14 protein-coding genes, 1 pseudogene and 1 riboswitch are annotated in these 18,383 nt (G+C 73.8%); of the genes and pseudogenes, 5 read left to right on the top strand and 10 right to left on the bottom strand.

What is annotated here, in order from left to right; translation table 11 throughout:
* Window positions 1-23: 23 nt before the first annotated feature.
* Both ACTWQF_RS14270 and ACTWQF_RS14265 read left to right on the top strand, forming a co-directional pair.
* Window positions 24-842, top strand: a complete 819-nt coding sequence (locus ACTWQF_RS14270) for a MerR family transcriptional regulator (protein ID WP_443279726.1) — start codon at window positions 24-26, stop codon at window positions 840-842.
* Window positions 839-1,399, top strand: coding sequence for a GyrI-like domain-containing protein (locus ACTWQF_RS14265; protein WP_443279725.1), 561 nt, complete (start codon window positions 839-841; stop codon window positions 1,397-1,399). Before ACTWQF_RS14270 ends, ACTWQF_RS14265 begins: the two co-directional genes overlap by 4 nt.
* A gap of 13 nt (window positions 1,400-1,412) precedes the next feature.
* On the opposite strand, the pseudogene ACTWQF_RS14260 reads toward ACTWQF_RS14265, so the two are convergent.
* Window positions 1,413-2,113 (bottom strand): annotated as a pseudogene (locus ACTWQF_RS14260) (SDR family oxidoreductase).
* A 411-nt stretch (window positions 2,114-2,524) separates the two neighbouring features.
* Here ACTWQF_RS14260 and ACTWQF_RS14255 point away from each other — a divergent pair.
* Entirely contained in the window at window positions 2,525-3,364 is an 840-nt protein-coding gene (locus ACTWQF_RS14255) for a glycosyltransferase family 2 protein (protein WP_443279724.1), read from the top strand.
* Between the two features lie 191 nt (window positions 3,365-3,555).
* Here the strand turns inward: ACTWQF_RS14255 and ACTWQF_RS14250 are convergent, their stop codons facing one another.
* Window positions 3,556-4,458 (bottom strand): LysR family transcriptional regulator, encoded by a 903-nt coding sequence (locus tag ACTWQF_RS14250; protein WP_443279723.1) that lies wholly within the window; start codon window positions 4,456-4,458, stop codon window positions 3,556-3,558.
* Window positions 4,459-4,553: 95 nt separating this feature from the next.
* On the opposite strand from ACTWQF_RS14250, the gene ACTWQF_RS14245 reads away from it, so the two are divergent.
* Both ACTWQF_RS14245 and ACTWQF_RS14240 read left to right on the top strand, forming a co-directional pair.
* Window positions 4,554-5,798, top strand: a complete 1,245-nt coding sequence (locus ACTWQF_RS14245) for an MFS transporter (protein ID WP_443279722.1) — start codon at window positions 4,554-4,556, stop codon at window positions 5,796-5,798.
* A gap of 69 nt (window positions 5,799-5,867) precedes the next feature.
* Entirely contained in the window at window positions 5,868-6,518 is a 651-nt protein-coding gene (locus ACTWQF_RS14240; RefSeq protein WP_443279721.1) for an NAD(P)-dependent oxidoreductase, read from the top strand.
* A 2-nt stretch (window positions 6,519-6,520) separates the two neighbouring features.
* Here ACTWQF_RS14240 and ACTWQF_RS14235 read toward each other — a convergent pair whose 3' ends face one another.
* The 8 genes from ACTWQF_RS14235 to ACTWQF_RS14200 form a co-directional block, all read right to left on the bottom strand.
* Complete coding sequence (locus ACTWQF_RS14235; protein ID WP_443279720.1) at window positions 6,521-7,909, bottom strand: aminotransferase class V-fold PLP-dependent enzyme; 1,389 nt, start codon at window positions 7,907-7,909, stop codon at window positions 6,521-6,523.
* Window positions 7,910-8,113: 204 nt separating this feature from the next.
* Window positions 8,114-8,232: riboswitch (SAM riboswitch) on the bottom strand.
* 90 nt (window positions 8,233-8,322) lie between these two features.
* Window positions 8,323-9,006 (bottom strand): sirohydrochlorin chelatase, encoded by a 684-nt coding sequence (locus ACTWQF_RS14230; RefSeq protein ID WP_443279719.1) that lies wholly within the window; start codon window positions 9,004-9,006, stop codon window positions 8,323-8,325.
* Entirely contained in the window at window positions 9,003-10,175 is a 1,173-nt protein-coding gene (locus ACTWQF_RS14225; protein WP_443279718.1) for a uroporphyrinogen-III synthase, read from the bottom strand. Before ACTWQF_RS14225 ends, ACTWQF_RS14230 begins: the two co-directional genes overlap by 4 nt.
* 40 nt (window positions 10,176-10,215) lie before the next feature.
* Complete coding sequence (gene nirD / locus ACTWQF_RS14220; RefSeq protein WP_443279717.1) at window positions 10,216-10,614, bottom strand: nitrite reductase small subunit NirD; 399 nt, start codon at window positions 10,612-10,614, stop codon at window positions 10,216-10,218.
* A gap of 35 nt (window positions 10,615-10,649) precedes the next feature.
* Window positions 10,650-13,220 (bottom strand): nitrite reductase large subunit NirB, encoded by a 2,571-nt coding sequence (gene nirB, locus ACTWQF_RS14215; protein ID WP_443279716.1) that lies wholly within the window; start codon window positions 13,218-13,220, stop codon window positions 10,650-10,652.
* A 5-nt stretch (window positions 13,221-13,225) separates the two neighbouring features.
* On the bottom strand, window positions 13,226-14,788 hold the full coding sequence (locus tag ACTWQF_RS14210; RefSeq protein WP_443279715.1) for an FAD-dependent oxidoreductase: 1,563 nt from the start codon (window positions 14,786-14,788) through the stop codon (window positions 13,226-13,228).
* Window positions 14,785-16,971 (bottom strand): molybdopterin oxidoreductase family protein, encoded by a 2,187-nt coding sequence (locus ACTWQF_RS14205; protein ID WP_443279714.1) that lies wholly within the window; start codon window positions 16,969-16,971, stop codon window positions 14,785-14,787. The genes ACTWQF_RS14210 and ACTWQF_RS14205 overlap by 4 nt, the downstream gene beginning before the upstream one ends.
* 1 nt (window position 16,972) lies before the next feature.
* Entirely contained in the window at window positions 16,973-18,349 is a 1,377-nt protein-coding gene (locus tag ACTWQF_RS14200; RefSeq protein ID WP_443279713.1) for an MFS transporter, read from the bottom strand.
* Between the last annotated feature and the right edge of the window lie 34 nt (window positions 18,350-18,383).

Here is an 18,383-nt window from a genome sequence, read left to right as displayed (position 1 = left end):
TGGGAGAGTCCATCGTTGTCCCCGTGAACGACGACCACCTGCTGTCCATCGGACAGTTCGCCCGCCTGGCCCGGCTCAGCGTCAAACAGCTGCGGCACTACGCCGACCTCGGCCTGCTGCCGCCCGCCCGGGTGGACCCCGCCACCGGATACCGCTACTACCGCGCCGGGCAGGCCCGCGACGCGCTGACCGTCGGGCTGCTGCGCTCCCTCGATGTGCCGCTGCCCGTCGTGGCGGAGGTGCTGCGCGGGAAGCCCGAGGCCACCGGCGCGCTGGCCGCCGTCCGCGACCGGCTCGACGAGGAGCTGGCCCGGCGGCAGCACAGCCTCGCCGCACTGGAGCGGATCCTGGAACGGGGACTGCCCAGCGCCGAGACCGCCCACGTCGCGCTCCGCGAGGAGAGCCCGCAGCGCGTCGCCCTGGTACGGGACCTCGCCACCTCGCCGTACGACATCGGCCGGGCCACCTCCCACTGTGTGGCCCGGCTGCTGCCGCTGCTCGACAGCGCTCGCCCTCCCCGGCTCACCGGGCTCTTCCCCCTCGACATGGACGAGCAGGTTCCCGTCGCGGTCGCCGCTGCGCTGGACGACGGGGTCCGCGCGCCGGAGTCCACGGCCGTCGATCTGCTGCCCGGCGGGGTGTTCGCCTGCGCCACGCATCTCGGCCCGTACGCGCAGGTCTCGCTGACCGCGCACGCCCTGCTGGCCTGGTGCGCCGAGCGCGGGCACGACCTCGCCGGGCCGCTGCGGGAGGTCTATGTCAACGACCCCGCCACCACCCCGCCCGACCAGCTCGTCACCCGGCTGATGGTCCCGGTGGGAGAGACGAAGGAGACAGCGTGAAGACCGATACCGCTTCCTGGTACACCGCCGACGACGAGCCCGGCTCGGCCGAGTACGGCCCCGTGCGCGGTCTGGGCGTCACCGGGCAGGGAGAGCCCGGCGGGGAGGAGTACGGGATCTGCGTACGTGCCCTGTACTCCGTCGCCGGTGCGCTGCCGGGCGCCGGGCCGGTACCGCTGGAGGGCCGGTGGTGGGTGGAGGACCCGCGCCCGCCGCTGGAGGTGGAGCGGGCGCTGTGGCGCTGGCACCTCTTCCTGCGGCTGCCGGACGAGCTGGACCCCGCGCTCGTCGATCAGGCCCGGGAGGCGGCGCGCCCCTCCGGAGCGGCAGTCGACCGGGTACAGCTGGTGACCTTCACCGAGGGCCGCTGCGTACAGCTGGTCCACCACGGGCCCTACGCCGACGAACCGGCCTCCCTCGCCCGCATGGACCGGTACATGAGGGAGCGTGGCCTCGTGCCGAACGGGCTGCATCACGAGATCTATCTGTCGGACGTGGCGGAGACCGACCCCGCGAAGATGCGGACGCTGCTGCGCCAGCCGTGCCGCCCCGCCTGACGTCAGGACCTCGTCAGTTGGGCTGGCCCACCGGGCGGACCACGACGGTGTTGACGTCCACGCCCTCCGGCTGACCGAGTGCCCACGCGATGGACTCGGCAACCTGCTCGGCAGTCAGCATCGGGCCGTCCGGGGCGCCGCCCCGGCCGTCCCAGAACGGGGTATCGACCCGTCCCGGAGCGATCAGGGTCACCCCGACACCGTCCCCGGTGACCGCGCGGCGCGTGCTCTCGGCGAGCCCGGTGACCGCCCACTTGGTCGCCGCGTACAGGTTGCCACCGTGGGGATGAAACCGGCGACGCTGCCGACCAGGACGATCCGCCCCCGGGTGGCCCGCAGTTGCTCCGTGGCCACCCGGACCAGGAGGGCCGGGCCGAGGACGTTGGTGAGGACCATGTCCCGCCAGCCCGCGGGGTCGCCCTCGACCACGGTGCCGTCAGTGGCGAACCCCGCGTTCGCCACGGCGTTGTCCAGCCGCCCGAACCGTTCGACGGTGGCGTCCACGGCGGCCTGGACCGCCGTGTGGTCGGCAGCGTCACCGGCCACCGCCAGCAGCCCTTCGGGCTCCCCGACGTCCTTCGCGAACCGCGCCAGCCGCTGCTCGTCGCGTCCGGTGACGGTCACGCGGTGACCGAGCTCCAGCAGACGGCGTGCTGCCGCGGCCCCGATACCGGCGGAGCCCCCTGTGATCAGCGTGACGGGCGAGTCGCTCATGGCTCCTCCAAGAGACGCGAAGGCGGACGGACAGTGGAACGGCACGGCTCCGGATCACCGGCCCCGAACCGTTCCAGCGGATCCCACCACTTCGAGTGCGCTCGAACGCAAGCCACGCTGGGCTGGGGGTGGATGCGGTGAGAGTGCGGAAGCCGTGCGAGGGCTCGGCAGTGCCAGTCCCCCCATGCCGCCAGGAAGTCAGCCAACTCGGCGTCGTCCAGGTCGGCATACGGGGTGTCGGCAAGCATCCCGGCCCTGGGTGAACTGAGGCAATCGCCGATACGTAGTTGGGGCATGAAGACCTCTCTTGCGGTCGGCCCCGCTGTCCGGATCGTTAGCATCTGCGTCAGTCCCGGAGGAACGGAGCGTTCACCTGTGAGTAGTCCGCGCATCGGAGTCGCCATCTTGACGATGGGCAACCGACCAGCCGAACTGATGGAGCTGCTGGAGTCGGTCGCCGAGCAGGAGACGCCTGCGCAGCGGGTGGTGGTGGTCGGGAACGGGGCGCCACTGCCCGCGCTCCCGGACTGGGTGACCGCCCTCGAACTGCCGGAGAACCTGGGCGTGGCCGGCGGCCGGAACGCGGCTCTCGCCCGCCTGGCGGAGTTCGGGGACGTCGATGTGGTGGTGGATCTGGACGATGACGGTCTGCTGATCAGCCGCGATGTCTTCACCCGCCTGGCCACCCTGTACGACCAGGACGAGCGGCTGGGCATCGTCAGCTTCCGGATCCGCGACGAGCGCGGCCGTACCCAGCGGCGCCATGTGCCGCGGCTGCGGGCCGGTGACCCGATGCGCGGCGGTCTGGTCACCACCTTCCTCGGCGGTGGACACGCCCTCTCATCGAGGATGCTGAAGCAGACCGGTGGCTGGCCGGACGCGTTCTTCTACGCCCACGAGGAGACCGACCTGGCCTGGCGCGCCCTGGATGCGGGATGGAAGGTGCTCTACGAGCCCGCCTTGGTGCTCCAGCACCCGTGGACATCGCCGACCCGGCACGCGGTCTTCCACCGCATGGTCGCCCGGAACCGGGTGTGGCTGGCCAAACGCCACCTGCCCGCGCCGCTCGTCCCCGCCTACCTCGGTGCCTGGACCCTTCTCACCCTGGCCCGGACCCGCTCGTGGGGCGGGCTCCGCGCCTGGTTCGGAGGATTCGCCGAGGGCGTGCGCACGTCGTGTCCACCACGGCGGCCGATGCGGTGGGCCACGGTCTGGCACATGACCCGCCTTGGCCGCCCGCCGGTGCTCTAGACACCCGAGGCCCGCTCGTCGCTGCGCCCCGCAGACACACACACGCCCCACCGTCCAAGCCCTCGTCTCCGGCCTGCTGCTCTCGGGGCGTACGACACCCGACCTGCGCGGCCTCGCCTCCCGAGTCGGCGTCCTACGCGCCTAGCCGGCCCGCAGCTCCGGATCACCGGCCCCGCACCCGCCCGTGGCCCTCACTCCTCCGCGTCCCCCTCTCCCTCCCCCACCCCCAGCTCCCGCAGAAACGCGGCCCCCGCCGGGGTGAGGCGGGTGGCGCTCCAGACCAGGCGCTCCTCGCGTTGGGGGCCTTCGTGGACGGGGAGGACGCGCAGGCCGGAGAGCTGGGAGACGAAGGCGGAGGGGAGGAGGGCGATGCCCATGCCGTTGCGGACGAGGCCCGCGAGGAACTCCCAGTGGGAGACCTCGAAGGCGACATCACGGTGCAGTCCGGCCGCGGCGAAGATCTCCTCCGTCTGGGCCCGGGCGTGGCTGCCCGCGGCGAAGTCGACGAAGGTCTCCTCGGCCAGCCGCGCCAGCTCCAGCGGGCCCTGCGTACCCTCCGCCGCGAGGGGGTGGTCGGGGGCGACCATGACGACATGGCGGTCCCGCACCAGGGTGCGGGACCGGACGCCCTTCGCGCGGAAGGCCGGGGTGACGCCGAGGAACGCCAGGTCGAGGGTGCCGCGGCGGACTTCCTCGACCAGCAGCTCGCTGCGGCCGGCGGTCATGCTGATGCGCACCTGCGGATAGCGGTTGTGGAAGTCGCGGAGCAGCCGCGGCAGGTCGACGGAGGCAATGGTGCTGATCGCGCCGAGGGCGAGGGTGCCGCGGATCTCGCCGGTGGCCGCCGCGACCTCGGCGGCGGCACGCTCGGCGGCCTCCAGGGACTGCCGGGCAGCGGGGAGGAACGCCTCACCGGCGGGGGTGAGCGCCACCCGGCGGCTCGTACGGTCGAACAGCCGGGCGCCCAACTCCTTCTCCAGCTTGGCGATCTGGTGGCTGAGCGCGGACTGGACGACATGGCAGCGCTCGGCGGCACGGGTGAAGCCGCCGGTCTCGGCGACGGCGACGACGTAGCGCAGCTGCTGGAGTTCCATGCTGCTCAGCGTAGGCCCATCGATCGCGTTCTGCGATTGCTCACATGACAAGGATGCGTTGGACTCATCGACCTCTCCGGCCGCAGCCTGAACGCATGACCGAAACCGCTGCCGACGCCCGGCCCTCGAGGCCCGCCGAGGCCGACCCCGCAGCCGGAGTCGCCGCGCCCAGCCGCAGGCTGCTGCTCCTGATGGCGGTCGCCACCGGACTCTCCTGCGCGGGCAACTACTTCGCCCAGCCCCTCCTCGACCTCATCACCCGCGATCTGCACATCGGCACCACCCTCGCGGGCCTGCTGGTGACCGCCTCACAGGCCGGATACGCGCTCGGCCTGCTGCTGATCGTCCCGCTCGGGGACGTGCTCGACCGGCGCCGCCTCGCGGTCGGGCTGCTGGCGGCGACCGCGCTCTTCCTCGCGCTGACGGCCGCCGCGCCCAACGGCCCGCTACTGCTGGCGGGCACCGTGGCCGTGGCGCTGACGGCAGTCGGCGCGCAGGTCGTCGTCGGCTACGCGGCGGCCCTCGTCCCGGACGAGGCGCGCGGGCGGGCCGTGGCCACCGTGATGTCCGGGGTGCTGCTGGGCGGACTGCTCGCCCGCACCGTCTCCGGCGCGCTGGCCGGGCTCGGCGGATGGCGCACCGTGTACTGGGCCAGCGCGATACCCGTCGCCGTGATGGCCGTAGCGCTGCACCGCTGTCTGCCGCGCGTACGGTCCACAGCCCAGCTGTCCTACCCCGCGCTGCTGCGCTCCGCCCTGGCCCTGCTGCGCGAAGAACCCCTGCTGCGCCGCCGCGCGGTGCTCGGCGGCCTCTCCCTCGCCTCGTACAGCGTGCAGCTCACCGCGCTCACCTTCCTGCTGGCCCGGCCGCCCTTCAACTGGTCGGAGGGAGCGATCGGCCTCTTCGGACTGCTCGGGGCCATCGGTGTACTGGCGATGACTTTCGCCGGGAGGCTGAACGACCGCGGATTCGTGCAGTACGTGACCGGATCCGGCATCGTCCTGCTCGGCGGCGGCTGGCTGCTGCTCCTGGCAGGTGAACGCTCCCTGCTGTGGCTGTCGTTGGGCATCGTCGCGCTGAACGTCGGCCAACAGGCCGTGCTCAACAGCAGCCAGACGGTGCTGTACGCGCTGCGCCCCGAGGCCCGTAACCGCCTCAACTCCGTCTTCATGACCAGCTTCTTCATCGGCGGCGCCACCGGCTCGGCGCTGACCGCCGTGGTGTGGACGCACGCGGGCTGGAGCGGGGTGTGCCTGCTGGGAGCAGGGCTGGCGGCCGGTGCGCTGGCGGTGTGGGGACTGGAACGGGTCGCCACCACCCGCCGCACCGCCACCAACTGACCACACATCGTCCAACCGACTTATCGATAAGGCACCCAAAGCACCACCGCATCCCAGGAGTTGAACACCATGCGCATAGTCGTCTTCGGCGCGGCAGGGAACGTCGGCAGCCGGGTCGTCACCGAGGCCCTCTCGCGCGGCCACGAGGCCACGGCCGTCGTCCGTGACCCGGTGCGCTTTCCCGCCCTGCACCCGGACGCCGGTCACCGGGTGGGCGACGCCGCCAACGCCGGGGACGTCGCGGCCCTCAGCGACGGCCAGGACCTGGTCATCAGCGCAACCCGCCCCGCGCCCGGCAACGAGAGCGGGCTGCCGCTCGCCGCACGCGGCCTGCTGACCGGGCTGGGGCGTACCGGCGTGCGGCTGCTGCTCGTCGGCGGCGCGGGCAGCCTCACCGTGCCCGGCACCGAGGGCCGGACCCGGGTGAGCGAGGACCCGCGCTACGTTCCCGAGGAGTGGCGCCCCATCGCCGAGGCGTGCAACGAGCAGTACGCACTCTGCCTCCGGCACGCCCCCGACCAGCTGGACTGGGCGTACGTCAGCCCGCCCGCGCTGCTGGAACCGGGACGGCGCACGGGCCGTTACCGGGTCGGCGCCGACGAACTGCTGCTGGACGGCGAGGGCCGCTCCGCGATCTCCATGGAGGATTTCGCCGTGGCTCTGATCGACGAGGCGGAGCGGCCCAAGCACCACCGGGCGCGGTTCACGGTGGCGTACTGAGCTCAGCTCCCGGCGTGCCCGGGTGTCTCCGGGACGCAGCGGCCGTCCTCCGTACGGTAGGTCCAGCGCGCGCCGTCCCGCACCAACTCCCGTACGGCGGCCACGAACCGGTCCACGTGCTCGTCCGGCGTCCCGGCGCCGAAGCTGACGCGGACCGCGTTGAGTGACCGCTCGCCGGGCGCTGCCTCGGGCGCTCCGCACTCGCCGGGGGTGTCGCCCTCCTGCCCGAGGAGAGTACGGAGCAGCGGGTGGGCGCAGAAGAGGCCGTCGCGGACGCCGATCCCGTACTCGGCGGAGAGCGCCGCCGCGAAGTGCGAGCTGTTCCAGCCCTCGACGACGAAGGAGACCACGCCGACCCGGTCGGCGTCCTCCCCGAAGAGGGAGAGGACCTTCACCTCGGGGACGTCGGCCAGGCCGGTACGGAGCCGGCCCAGCAGCTCCTCCTCGCGGGCGACGAGGCGGTCGAACCCGGCCTCGGTCAGCGCCCGGCAGGCGGACGCGATGGCGTACGCGCCGATCACGTTGGGCGAGCCCGCCTCGTGCCGGGCCTCGTTGTGCTGCCACTCCACCTCTACGGTGCCGTCCGCGCTGCGGGTCACGCGGCGGCTCGCGCCGCCACCCGCCAGATACGGCTCCGCAGCGCGCAGCCAGTCGGCGCGGCCGGCCAGCACGCCCGCACCGAAGGGCGCGTACAGCTTGTGCCCGGAGAACGCCACCCAGTCCGCCTCCAGTTCCGTCAGGCTGACGGGGCGGTGCGGGGCGAGCTGCGCCGCGTCCAGTACCAGCCGCGCGCCGTGCCGGTGCGCGGCGCGGGCCAGCTCGCGCACCGGCCACACCTCGCCGGTGACGTTCGAGGCGCCCGTCACGCAGACCAGCTTCGGCCCGGCGGGCGCCGCGTGCAGCGCCGACTCCAGTGTGGCGACGGCCCGTTCGGGCGAGCGGGGCGCGTCCAGATACGTCACATCGTGCGCCCGCCACGGAAGGAGGGAGGCGTGGTGCTCGGTCTCGAACACGAACACCCTGGTGCCCTTGGGAAGTGCCGCCGCAAGGAGGTTGAGGGAGTCGGTCGTCGCCCGGGTGAAGACGACCTGGTCGCCCTCGCGGCAGCCGAGGAACTCGGCGACGGTCTGCCTGCTCTGCTCGAACAGTTCCGTCGACAGCTGGGAGAGGTAGCCGGCGCCGCGGTGCACGCTGCCGTAGTACGGCGCGTACGCCGCCACGTCGTCCCATACGCGCTGCAGCGCGGGGGCGCTTGCCGCGTAGTCCAGCGCCGCGTAGGGGGCTTCGCCCCCGGTGACGAGCGGTACCTGGACGTCGCGGCCCAGCACGGGGAGGGCCTCGTCACTGTGGGAGGGGGTACAAGAGGGGGCAAAAGTGGCGGTGGACGACATAGCAGACTCCGGGCAAGGTGAAGAAGTGAGTGGCAAGGGGAATCACGGCATGGCAGTGCCGTGTTCGCTGGTCGCGTGTGTACTGGTCGCCTGACGGCGGAACAGTGGGAGGGCCGGGGCGGGGAGAAGTGCCGCCCTTCGGCCCTAGCGCATTCGCTTGCTCACAGAAGGCTCCCTCGTAGACCAGGACCCCTGGCGGAGAGGGATCCGCGCTTGCCGTAGACCTTGCTGTCCTACGGCCTGGTCATCACCCGGGGCACCCCGCCACGGACGGAGGGTTGCCGGACAGCGGGCCGGGGCCTTTGTCGCTGTCGCTCGTGACCTGCGAGGGAGTATGCCACAGCCGTTGCGGCCCCAGCATTGGTCCGTCCACCATGTGGACGGGCCTCCCCTCTGCGCTCCGGCCGGGCCCCTCAACCGGCCGCGGCGCCGACCCAGGTGAGGGCCCTCCCGGCGAGGGTGGCCGTCACAGCCGGGTGCGCCCCCAACGGCGCGGCCACGGCATCGGCGCCGGCGGCCTGGAGCCGGTCGGCGAACAAGCCGGGCGCCAACAACCAGGTGGCGACGGCAACACGCGCGGCGCCGGCACTCCGCAGACGAGCCACTTCCTCCGCGACGGCGGGCTCCGCGGTGGCGGCCCAGGCGACGGGAACCGGGCCCCGCAGAAGGCGGCCGAGACGGCGGGCCATGGCGTGGGCCTCGGCGCGGGCCCCCGCGTCGGAGGACCCGGCGGCGGCCAGCACCACGGCATCCCCCTCCCGTACCCCCGCCTCGGCGAGCCGGTCGACGAGGGCTGCCAGCAGCGCGGGGTCGGCGCCCAGAGCGGGGGTCATCGTCACATCGGCAGCCCTCCCGGCGGCGGCGACCTGCGCGGGTATGTCGGCCCGCACGTGGTAGCCGGAGGCGAGGAAGGCGGGGATCAGAGTGACGGGGCCGGGCAGCGCGGCGAGGGCCTCAGCGACGGTCGGCCCCCGTACGTCCGCGTAGGCGACGGTGACCGGCTGCCCCAGCCGGGCGGCGACCCCGTCGGCCAGCTCCCGCACGGTGCGCGCACCCGCGGGGCGCCGGGTGCCGTGCGCCACGAGCAGCACCGTCATGCGTCGGCCTCGCAGACCGACGAGACCGACGCCGGGTCGAGGGCGATGCGATAGCCGCGCTTGGTGACGGTCTGCACGACGGAGGAGACGCCCAGTGAGGTGCGCAGCCGGGCGACGGCGGCTTCGACGGCGTGCTCGTCGGTGCCGCCGCCGGGCAGATAGGGCAGCAGGTCGGCACAGGACATCACCTGGCCCGGGTGGCGGGCCAGGGCCCGCAGGATGGCCATCGGCCCGGGGCTGACGGGCCGCAGCTCGCCGTCGAGCAGCGCCGCGGTGCCGCGTACCTCCAGCATGTGCCCGGCGGCGGGCAGCGTGGGCGCGGTGGCGGGCAGCCGTTCGCACAGCAGCCGGACGAGGGCGCCGACCCGGAACCGCTCCGGCCAGTAGGCGGGGATGTCCCGGGCGAGCAGCGGCGCGGCCGTGACGGGGCCGACGCAGGCGACCTGGGTGCGGCCGCGCAGCGCCCGGGTCAGTTCCTCGGTGAGGCCGCCTTCTTCCGCGCGGGCGTAGAGCCCGGCGGCGGCCAGGGCGCTGGTGAAGGTGAGGGCGTCCACGCCGCCGCCCAGTACGGCGTCGATGAGCCGGTCGAGAGGGCCGGGGTCGACCGGGCCCGTCCACCGGTAGACGGGCACCGGTACCACCTCGGAACCGGCGCCGCGCAGCGCGTCGATGAAGTCCCGCAGCGGTTCGCCGTGCAGCTGGACGGCGATCCGCAGCCCGTCCAGGTCGTCGCGGGCCAGCAGGCGTTCGAGGACCTCGGTGGAGGACTCCGAGGCCGGAGACCAGGCTTCCCGCAGGCCCGCGGCACGGAGCGCGCCGCACGCCTTGGGGCCGCGGGCCAGCAGTTCGCCGACCGCGAGGGCGCTGCGCAGGGCCTCGCCCTCGCCCCAGCCGTCCGCGGCCTCCATCCAGCCGCGGAAGCCGATGCCGGTGGTGGCGACGGTCACGTCCGGCGGGCGGGTCACCAGCTCCTTGGTGGCGTCCCGCAGTTCGACGTCGTCCGCGAGGGGGACGATGCGCAGGGCGGGCGCGTGGACGACCTCGGCGCCGCGCCGCTCCAGCAGCGCACCCAGCTCCTCGGCCCGGCGCGCTGCAGTGACCGCGACGGTGAACCCCGCCAGCGGGGGAACGGATCCCGTACGGCTCCGCGACGGGTCAGGTGCCGACACCGCGTCTCCTCTCAGTCCTCACGTGGGGGCTTCGTGCTGTTCATCGTCCCCCGACCAGCGTTTCCACCGTGTTTCGCGGGGCCGAGACCTCGATCACTCGGCCGGTCAGCCGCACTTCGTGGACGGGGAGCCGGACGGCCTCGTCGTCCAGGCAGCGGCCGGTCGCCAGCTCGAAGGTCTCCTTGCCCAGCGGCCCGGTGACGACGGGGACGCCGTTCCGGTCGCCGACGATCCCGTGGCAGATGACGGGTGCCCCGCTGAAGGGGTCCAGATTCCCGACCGCGTAGATCTCGCCGGTGTGCAGCCGGAAGAGGGCGACCGCGCTGCCGTCCGGCAGCAGTGCCGCGCGGCCCTGCTCGACGGGGAGGACCTCCAGCGGGCAGACGGCGGACCAGTCGGCCCGGTCGGTCGTGGGGCTGGTGGGCATGGCGGTCGTCATGGCGGTCACCTTTCGGCTCGTACGGGCAAGGCTGCTCATCGGGCGCTCACGCCCTCGGCGGCGGGCATCTTCGGCATGCCGAGGGCCACCGGGCCGGGCACCGGGACCGGCTGCTCCCGCTCGACGGCGAAGGAGATCGCCGGGTCGGGGGTCTCGGGGGCGTTGACGAAGGAGGTGAAGCGAGCCAGCTTCTCGGGGTCCTCCAGGACGCCGCGCCACTCGTCGTGGTAGTCGGCGACGTGCCGTTCCATGGCCGCGTCGAGTTCGTCGCAGATGCCGAGCGAGTCGTCCATGATCACGGCCCGCAGGTGGTCGAGGCCGCCTTCGAGGGCTTCGAGCCAGGCGGCGGTGCGCTGGAGGCGGTCGGCGGTGCGGATGTAGAACATCAGGAAGCGGTCGATGGTGCGGACGAGCGTCTCGTGGTCCAGGTCGGACGCGAGGAGTTCGGCATGGCGGGGGGTGAAGCCGCCGTTGCCGCCCACGTAGAGGTTCCAGCCCTGCTCGGTGGCGATGATGCCGAAGTCCTTGCTGCGGGCCTCGGCGCACTCGCGGGCGCAGCCGGAGACGCCCGCCTTGAGCTTGTGCGGGGCGCGCAGCCCCCGGTAGCGCAGCTCCAGTTCGATGGCAAGGCCGACCGAGTCCTGGACGCCGTAGCGGCACCAGGTGGAGCCCACACAGGACTTCACCGTACGGACGGCCTTGCCGTAGGCGTGCCCGGACTCGAAGCCGGCGTCGGTGAGCCGGCGCCAGATGGCGGGGAGCTGTTCGAGGCGGGCGCCGAACAGGTCGATGCGCTGCCCGCCGGTGATCTTGGTGTAGAGGTCGAAGTCGCGGGCCACCTCGCCGAGCACGATGAGGCGGGCCGGGGTGATCTCGCCGCCGGGGACGCGGGGCACGACGGAGTAGGTGCCGTTGCGCTGCATATTGGCCAGGTAGCGGTCGTTGGTGTCCTGGAGGCCGCCGCGTTCGCCGTCCAGGATGTGGGTGCCGCTGTCGCGGGAGGCGAGGATCGCGGCGACGGCGGGCTTGCACACGTCGCAGCCGCGCCCGCGCCCGTGCTCGGCCACCAGCTGCGAGAAGGTGGTGATACCGGTGGCCGCGACGATCTCGAACAGCTCGGCCCGCGAGTGGTCGAAGTGCTCGCACAGCGCCTTGGACTGCTCGACGCCCGCCGCTTCGAGTATCTGCTTGAGCGCGGGTACGCACGAGCCGCAGCCGGTACCGGCCTTGGTGCAGGACTTGAGTGCGGGGACGTCGGCGCAGCCCTGTTCGGTGATGGCCTCGGTCAGCGCGCCCTTGGTGACGGCGTGGCAGCTGCAGATCTGCGCACTGTCCGGCAGCCCGGCCACCCCTCCCCCGGCTGCCGCGCCGCCCGCGGACTCGGGGGCCAGCAGCGTCGCCGGGTCGGCGGGCAGCGCACTGCCGACCAGCGGGCGCAGCAGCGGGTAGCCGGAGGTGTCGCCGACGAGGATGCCGCCGAGCAGCGTCTTGGCGTCGTCGGAGACGACCAGCTTGCCGTAGGTGGCGGCGACCGGGTCGTTGAGGACGACCTCCAGCGCGCCCGGCGTGGTGGCGTGCGCGTCGCCGAACGAGGCGACGCCGACGCCGAGCAGTTTGAGCTGGGTCGCGGTGTCCGCGCCGGGGAAGCCGGCCTCGCCGCCCAGCAGCCGGTCGGCGACCGTCTCGGCCATGGCGTACCCGGGCGCGACCAGGCCGAGGGTCCGCCCCTCGATACAGGCGACCTCGCCGACGGCCCACACCCGCGGGTCGGTCACCGACCGGCAGGTCTCGTCCACGACGACGCCGCCGCGCTCCCCCACCTCCAGCCCTGCCTCGCGGGCGAGTTCGTCGCGGGGCCTGATGCCTGCGGCGAAGACCACCAGATCGGTCTCCAGGAAGGTGCCGTCGGTCAGCTCCACGCCGCTCGCCGCGCCGGTCTCCGGGTCGGTGACGACCTGCTTGGTGCCGGTTCCGGTGTGCAGGGCCACGCCCAGCTCGCCCACCATGCGGCCGAGCAGCGCGCCGCCGCCCTCGTCGAGCTGGACGGCCATCAGATGCGGGGCCATCTCCACGACGTGGGTGGTCAGCCCCAGCAGCCGCAGCGCGTTGGCGGCCTCCAGGCCGAGCAGTCCGCCGCCGACCACCACACCGCGACCGGTGGTGGACTTGCCCGCCGCGGCGCGGATGGCGTCGATGTCGTCCAGGGTGCGGTAGACGAGGCAGCCGGGGGCGGTGGAGCCGGGCAGCGGCGGCACGAACGGCCGCGAGCCGGTGGCCAGTACGAGCGCGTCGTACGGCACCTTCTCGCCGGACGCGGTCAGTACGGCGTTCGCCTCGCGGTCGAGCCCGGTCACCGGGTCGCCCAGCCGCAGGTCGATCCGCTCGGTGTCGTGCTCGGGCAGCCGCAGGGCACTCTCGTCGGCACCGTCGAAGCAGGAGGAGAGGGCCACCCGGTCGTAGGCGGGGCGCTGCTCCTCGGCGAGCACGGTGATCTCCCACTGCCGGTCCGCGTCGCGGGAGTCGAGGGCTTCGACCAGCCGGTGGCCGACCATGCCGTGGCCGACGACGACGAGCTTGCGCGGGGCTGCAGAGTGCGAGTTGGTCATGGGGTTCACCTCGGGGCGGTCGTGGCAGGGGTGTCACGGCTGGAGAGCGGGTCGGTCTCGGCGAGCCATGCGGCGAGCTTCTCGACGGCGCCGCGGCAGCCGCCGCAGCCCGTGGTGGCGCGGGTGGTGTCGGCCAGTTCGCGGGCCGAGCGGGCGCCGTCGTACCAGGCCGAGCGCAGGGCGCCCTTGGTGACGCTGTTGCAGCGGCACACCATCGCGTGGTCGGGCAGCGCCTCGCCGGTCTCGCCCGCCGTCTCGGGCGGCAGTGCCCGGCCGAGCATGAGGGCGAGCCGGTCGGAGGGGGCCGGGGCGCCCTTGTCGTAGAGCTGGACGAGACCGGCGGCGGCGTCGGGCACCCCGAGCAGGATGGCGCCGGTGACCCGGTCGCCGTGCAGTACGAGCTTGGCGTAGCGCTCGCGGGTGGGGTCCTCCAGCCGCAGGACCTCGGGGCCGCCGTCGTCCGCGAAGTCTCCCCCCGTGAAGCCGTCGCGGGCCGGGCCGCCACCGGCCGGGGCGTGTCCCGCGAAACCGTCGTCGGCCACGAACGGGTCGCCCAGGCAGGCCAGTTCGATGCCCGCCGCCTTCAGCCGGGTCACCCGCGGGCTGCCGAGGTAGCGCGCGTACGGGTCCTCGCCGGTCAGCCGGTCGGCGAGCACGGCCGCCTGTTCCCAGCCGGGCTGTATGAGCCCGGGTTCGGCGTCGGCGCAGTCGCCGAGCGCGTAGATGTCCGGGTCGGAGGTGGTGAGGGTGTCGTCGACGGCGATCCCGGCCGGGCCCACGTCCAGCCCGCACTGCTCGGCGAGCCCGGTCTCGGGCCGCGCACCCGTGCACAGCAGCAGCCCGGCGGCGTTCAGCACGCTGCCGTCGTCCAGGTGCAGGCCCTTGCCGGGCTCCCAGCGCACCGCCATCACACCCAGCCGCTGCTCGATGCCGGTACGGCGCAGCGCCCGGCCCAGCACCCGCCCGGCGGGCGCGTCCAGCTGCCGGTCCATCACATGCGGCGCCGGGTGTACGACGGTCACGGCGACGCCGCGGGCCACCAGCGCGCGGGCCGCCTCCAGCCCGAGCACGCCGCCGCCGAGCACCGCGATCCGTGCGCCGACGGCCCGGGCCCGGTCGGCGAGGCGGCGCAGCCGGCGAGCGTCGGCGAGCGTGCGCAGCGCGGTGACGCCACGCGACAGCACTCCGCTCCCCTCGTCCGTGTCGTCACGCAGCCCGGGCAGCGGGGGTACAGCGGTGGCGGCGCCGGTGGCCAGTACGAGCCTGTCGTACGGGAGTTGCCGTCCGTCGGCGGTGCTGACGGTGCGGGCCGCGCGGTCGATGCCGGTGACGGTGGTGCCGGTGGCCAGCGGGCTCTCGCCGGGCGCTTCCGGCGCCAGGTCGGCCTCCGTCAGCGAGCCGGACAGCAGCCCGGGCAGCAGCACCCGGTTGTAGCCGCCGACCGGTTCGGCGCCCAGCACGGTCATCCGCACCCGCCTGCTCCGAGGGTCGCGCCGCAGCGTCTCCTCCTGCAGCCGCGCGCCGACCATTCCGTTGCCGACGACCACGACGTTCAGTGCCCGGTTCACGCTGCCTCCCTCTGGCCGGCGGCGCCGCGCCCGTCGGCGCGCTCCAGCCGTACGGCGCTCAGCTTGAACTCCGGCATCCGGCTCACCGGGTCGAGCGCGGGGTTGGTGAGCGCGTTGGCGGCCCCGTCGCCCGGGAAGTGGAAGGGCAGGAAGACGGTGTCGGGGCGCAGGCTCGCAACGCAGCGGGTACGCGCGAGGACGGCCCCGCGCCGGGAGACGATCCGTGCGGTGTCCCCGTCGGCGAGCCCGGCGCGGCGGGCCGTGTCCGGGTGCACCTCCACGTACGGCTCGGGCGCGGAGGCCAGCAGTTCGGGCACCCGGCGGGTCTGCGCTCCGGACTGGTAGTGCTGCAACTGCCGCCCGGTGGTGGCGTACAGCGGGTGCTCGGCATCGGGCAGCTCGGCCGCGTCCCGGTGCTCGACGGGCAGGAAGCGGGCCCGGCCGTCGGGGTGCGCGAACCGGTCGAGGAAGAGCCGGGGCGTGCCGACGGTGTCCGTGCCGCCGCTGGGGCTCTTGCGTATGGGCCAGTAAACGGCCTCGCCCGCGTCCAGCAGTTCCGGTGCGGCGCCCGCGTAGTCGGCGGTGCCGCCGGCCGAGGCGCGGCGCAGTTCGTCGAAGACCGGCGCCGGATCGGCGGGGAACTCGTGCTCGGCGCGGCCCAGCCGCACGGCCAGCCCGTGCAGCACCTCCAGGTCCGTCCGTACGCCCGGCGGCGGGGACTGTGCCGCGCGGCGCCGCAGGATGCGGCCCTCCAGATTGGTCATGGTGCCGGACTCCTCGGCCCACATGGTCACCGGCAGCACCACGTCGGCGAGTTCGGCGGTCTCCGAGCGGAGGAAGTCGGCGACGACGAGGAAGTCCAGCGCCCGCAGCCGCTCGACGGCGCGGCGTGCCCGCGGCGCGGAGACGGCCGGGTTGGAGCCCATCACCAGCAGCGCCGCGGGGCCGTCCGGCGTGCCGAGCGCGTCCAGCAGTTCCCAGGCGCTGCGTCCGGCACCCGGCAGCGACTCGGCGGGTACGCCCCAGATCCGGGCCATGTGCTCGCGGGCAGCCGGGTCCTCGATGTGCCGGTAGCCGGGCAGCTGGTCGGCCTTCTGGCCGTGTTCCCGGCCGCCTTGCCCGTTGCCCTGCCCGGTCAGGCAGCCGTATCCGGAGCCGGGGGTGCCGGGCAGGCCCAGTGCGAGGGCGAGATCGATCCAGGCGGAGACGGTGTCGACGCCCTTGCTGTGCTGCTCGGCACCGCGTCCGGTGAGGATGTGGGCGCGCCGGGCGCGGGCCAGCGTGGCGGCGGCGCGGCGCAGATCGGCCGCTGCGACCCCGGTCAGCCGTTCCGTACGCTCCGGCCACCAGCGCGCGGCGCACTGCCGCACGTCCTCCCACCCCACGGTGCGCTCCGCGCGGTAGGCGGTGCGCTGCGGGGTGTCCAAATAGCCCTCCACCAGCGCGACATGGAGCAGCCCGAGCGCCAGCGCGAGGTCCGTACCGGGAGCAGGCTGCAGGTGGATGCCGCCACCGTCCAGCGCGGCCTGCGCGGTCGCCGTACGGCGCGGGTCGACGACGATCAGCCGTGCGGGGTCGAAGTGGCCCATCAGCGGCGGCATCGTCTCGGCGGGATTGGCGCCGACCAGCACCACGGCCTCGGAGTCGTCCAGGTCGGTGACGGGGAACGGCAGCCCCCGGTCGAGCCCGAACGCCTTGTTCCCGGCCGCCGCGGCCGACGACATGCAGAACCGTCCGTTGTAGTCGATCTGCGAGGTGCCGAGCGCGACCCGGGCGAACTTGCCGAGCGTGTACGCCTTCTCGTTCGTCAGCCCGCCGCTGCCGAAGACGGCAACGGAGTCCGCGCCGTGCGTCTCGCGCAGCGCCGCGAAGCGCCGGGCCACCAGGCCGAGGGCCTCGTCCCAGCCCGCCTCGCGGAGCGGAGCGCCCTTGGCGTCCCGCACGAGCGGGGTGGTCAGCCGCTCCGGCGAGTCCAGCAGGTGTGCGGAGGTCCAGCCCTTCTGGCACAGACCGCCCCGGTTGGTGGGGAAGTCCCGCGGGGTGACGGCCAGCCGGGCGTCGGCCTCAGGGGTCAGGGTCATGGCGCACTGGAGGGCGCAGTACGGACAGTGGGTCGCGGTGCCGGTCCCGCTGCCGGTCGTGGTGCCGGTCGCGGTCACGGGGCCGGCGGCGGCCGTGGTCATGTCAGGCCCCCCGCTCGGAGCCTGCGGGCTCCGGCTGCCGCGTACCGACTGTCCGGTCGGTACGTTCGGCCGCGGGCCGCCGCACGTAGCCGATCAGGGTCACCACCAGGCACAGCAGGTAGAAGGCGAGGAACGCGCCGATGGCCGCGTCCGCGCCGCCCGTCGACTGGTACGACTGGCGGAAGGCGAGGTTGATGGCCACGCCGCCCAGCGCGCCCACCGCGCCGGAGATGGCGATGACGGCACCGGAGAGCCGGCGCCCCCGGGCGCGGGCCTCGGCCGGGTTGTCGCCCGCCTCCACCGCGCTCTCGGCCCGCGCCGCGTAGATGGCGGGGATCATCTTGTAGGTCGACCCGTTGCCCAGCCCGGTCAGCACGAACACCACCGTGAAGACGGCGACGTAGGCGGCGAACGAACCGGCGGCCGAGGCGATCAGCACACATCCGGCGCCGACCGCCAGCGCGAGGAACGTCCACGCTGTCACCCGCGCCCCGCCGAACCGGTCGGCCAGCCGGCCGCCCAGCGGCCGGGAGAGCGAGCCCAGCAGCGGCCCGAGGAAGGTGAGCGCCGCGGCCTGGACGGGGGTCTTGCCGAACTCGTTCTGCAGCACCAGCCCGAAGGCGAAGCCGAACCCGATGAAGGAGCCGAACGTCCCGATGTACAGCAGCGAGACGGTCCAGCAGTGCCGGTCCCGCAGGGCGATCCGGTAGGCGCCGTAATCGGTGCGGTTGGTGGCCAGGTTGTCCATGCCCCGGCGGGCCAGCAGCGCGGCCAGCAGCAGGGCCGGGACGAACAGCAGCGGCAGGATCTCCGGGTGCGCGACCCCGGCGGTGGCCAGCACCGCCAGTCCGAGTATCTGCACCATGGCGACCCCGAGGTTGCCGCCACCGGCGTTCAGCCCGAGCGCCCAGCCCTTCTCACGCTCGGGGAAGAACTGGTTGATGTTGACCATGGAGGAGGCGAAGTTGCCCCCTCCCAGACCGGCGACGGCGGCGCACAGCAACAGCACCCACAGGGGTGTCTCCGGGCGCTGCACCAGCACGGTCGCCAGCAGAACCGGTACCAGCAGCACCAGCGCGGAGCACACCGTCCACGTACGCCCGCCGAACCGGGTGACGGCGAATCCGTACGGCAGCCGCAGCAGAGCGCCGATCAGGGAGACCACCGAGACCAGCAGGAACTTGTCGTCCGGGGTCAGCGAGAAGCCCGCTTCGGGGGTCATGAACAGCACCAGCACCGACCACAGGCTCCACACCGCGAACCCGATGTGCTCGGCGAACACGGACAGCCACAGGTTCCGCCGCGCCGTGCGCCGCCCCTCGCGCTCCCAGAACCCCTGGTCCTCGGGCTCCCATCGAGTGATCCACCGTGCGCTCACGTCGTCTCCTGTCCGCTGGAAGGAAGACCGACGC

The sequence above is a fragment of the Streptomyces sp. 8N114 genome, from assembly GCF_052245835.1.
Taxonomy (GTDB): Bacteria; Actinomycetota; Actinomycetes; order Streptomycetales; family Streptomycetaceae; genus Streptomyces.
The sequence above is the reverse complement of the archived record's forward strand: the minus strand, read 5'-3'. Positions and strand labels throughout refer to the sequence as shown.

Excerpts from the sequence above, each read along its gene's own strand:
- ACTWQF_RS14255 (WP_443279724.1), top strand. The coding sequence starts at position 2,525 with ATGGGCAACCGACCAGCCGAACTGATGGAGCTGCTGGAGTCGGTCGCC.
- ACTWQF_RS14250 (WP_443279723.1), bottom strand. The coding sequence starts at position 4,458 with ATGGAACTCCAGCAGCTGCGCTACGTCGTCGCCGTCGCCGAGACCGGC.
- ACTWQF_RS14245 (WP_443279722.1), top strand. The coding sequence starts at position 4,554 with ATGACCGAAACCGCTGCCGACGCCCGGCCCTCGAGGCCCGCCGAGGCC.
- ACTWQF_RS14240 (WP_443279721.1), top strand. The coding sequence starts at position 5,868 with ATGCGCATAGTCGTCTTCGGCGCGGCAGGGAACGTCGGCAGCCGGGTC.
- ACTWQF_RS14235 (WP_443279720.1), bottom strand. The coding sequence starts at position 7,909 with ATGTCGTCCACCGCCACTTTTGCCCCCTCTTGTACCCCCTCCCACAGT.
- ACTWQF_RS14230 (WP_443279719.1), bottom strand. The coding sequence starts at position 9,006 with ATGACGGTGCTGCTCGTGGCGCACGGCACCCGGCGCCCCGCGGGTGCG.
- nirD (WP_443279717.1), bottom strand. The coding sequence starts at position 10,614 with ATGACGACCGCCATGCCCACCAGCCCCACGACCGACCGGGCCGACTGG.
- nirB (WP_443279716.1), bottom strand. The coding sequence starts at position 13,220 with ATGACCAACTCGCACTCTGCAGCCCCGCGCAAGCTCGTCGTCGTCGGC.
- ACTWQF_RS14205 (WP_443279714.1), bottom strand. The coding sequence starts at position 16,971 with ATGACCACGGCCGCCGCCGGCCCCGTGACCGCGACCGGCACCACGACC.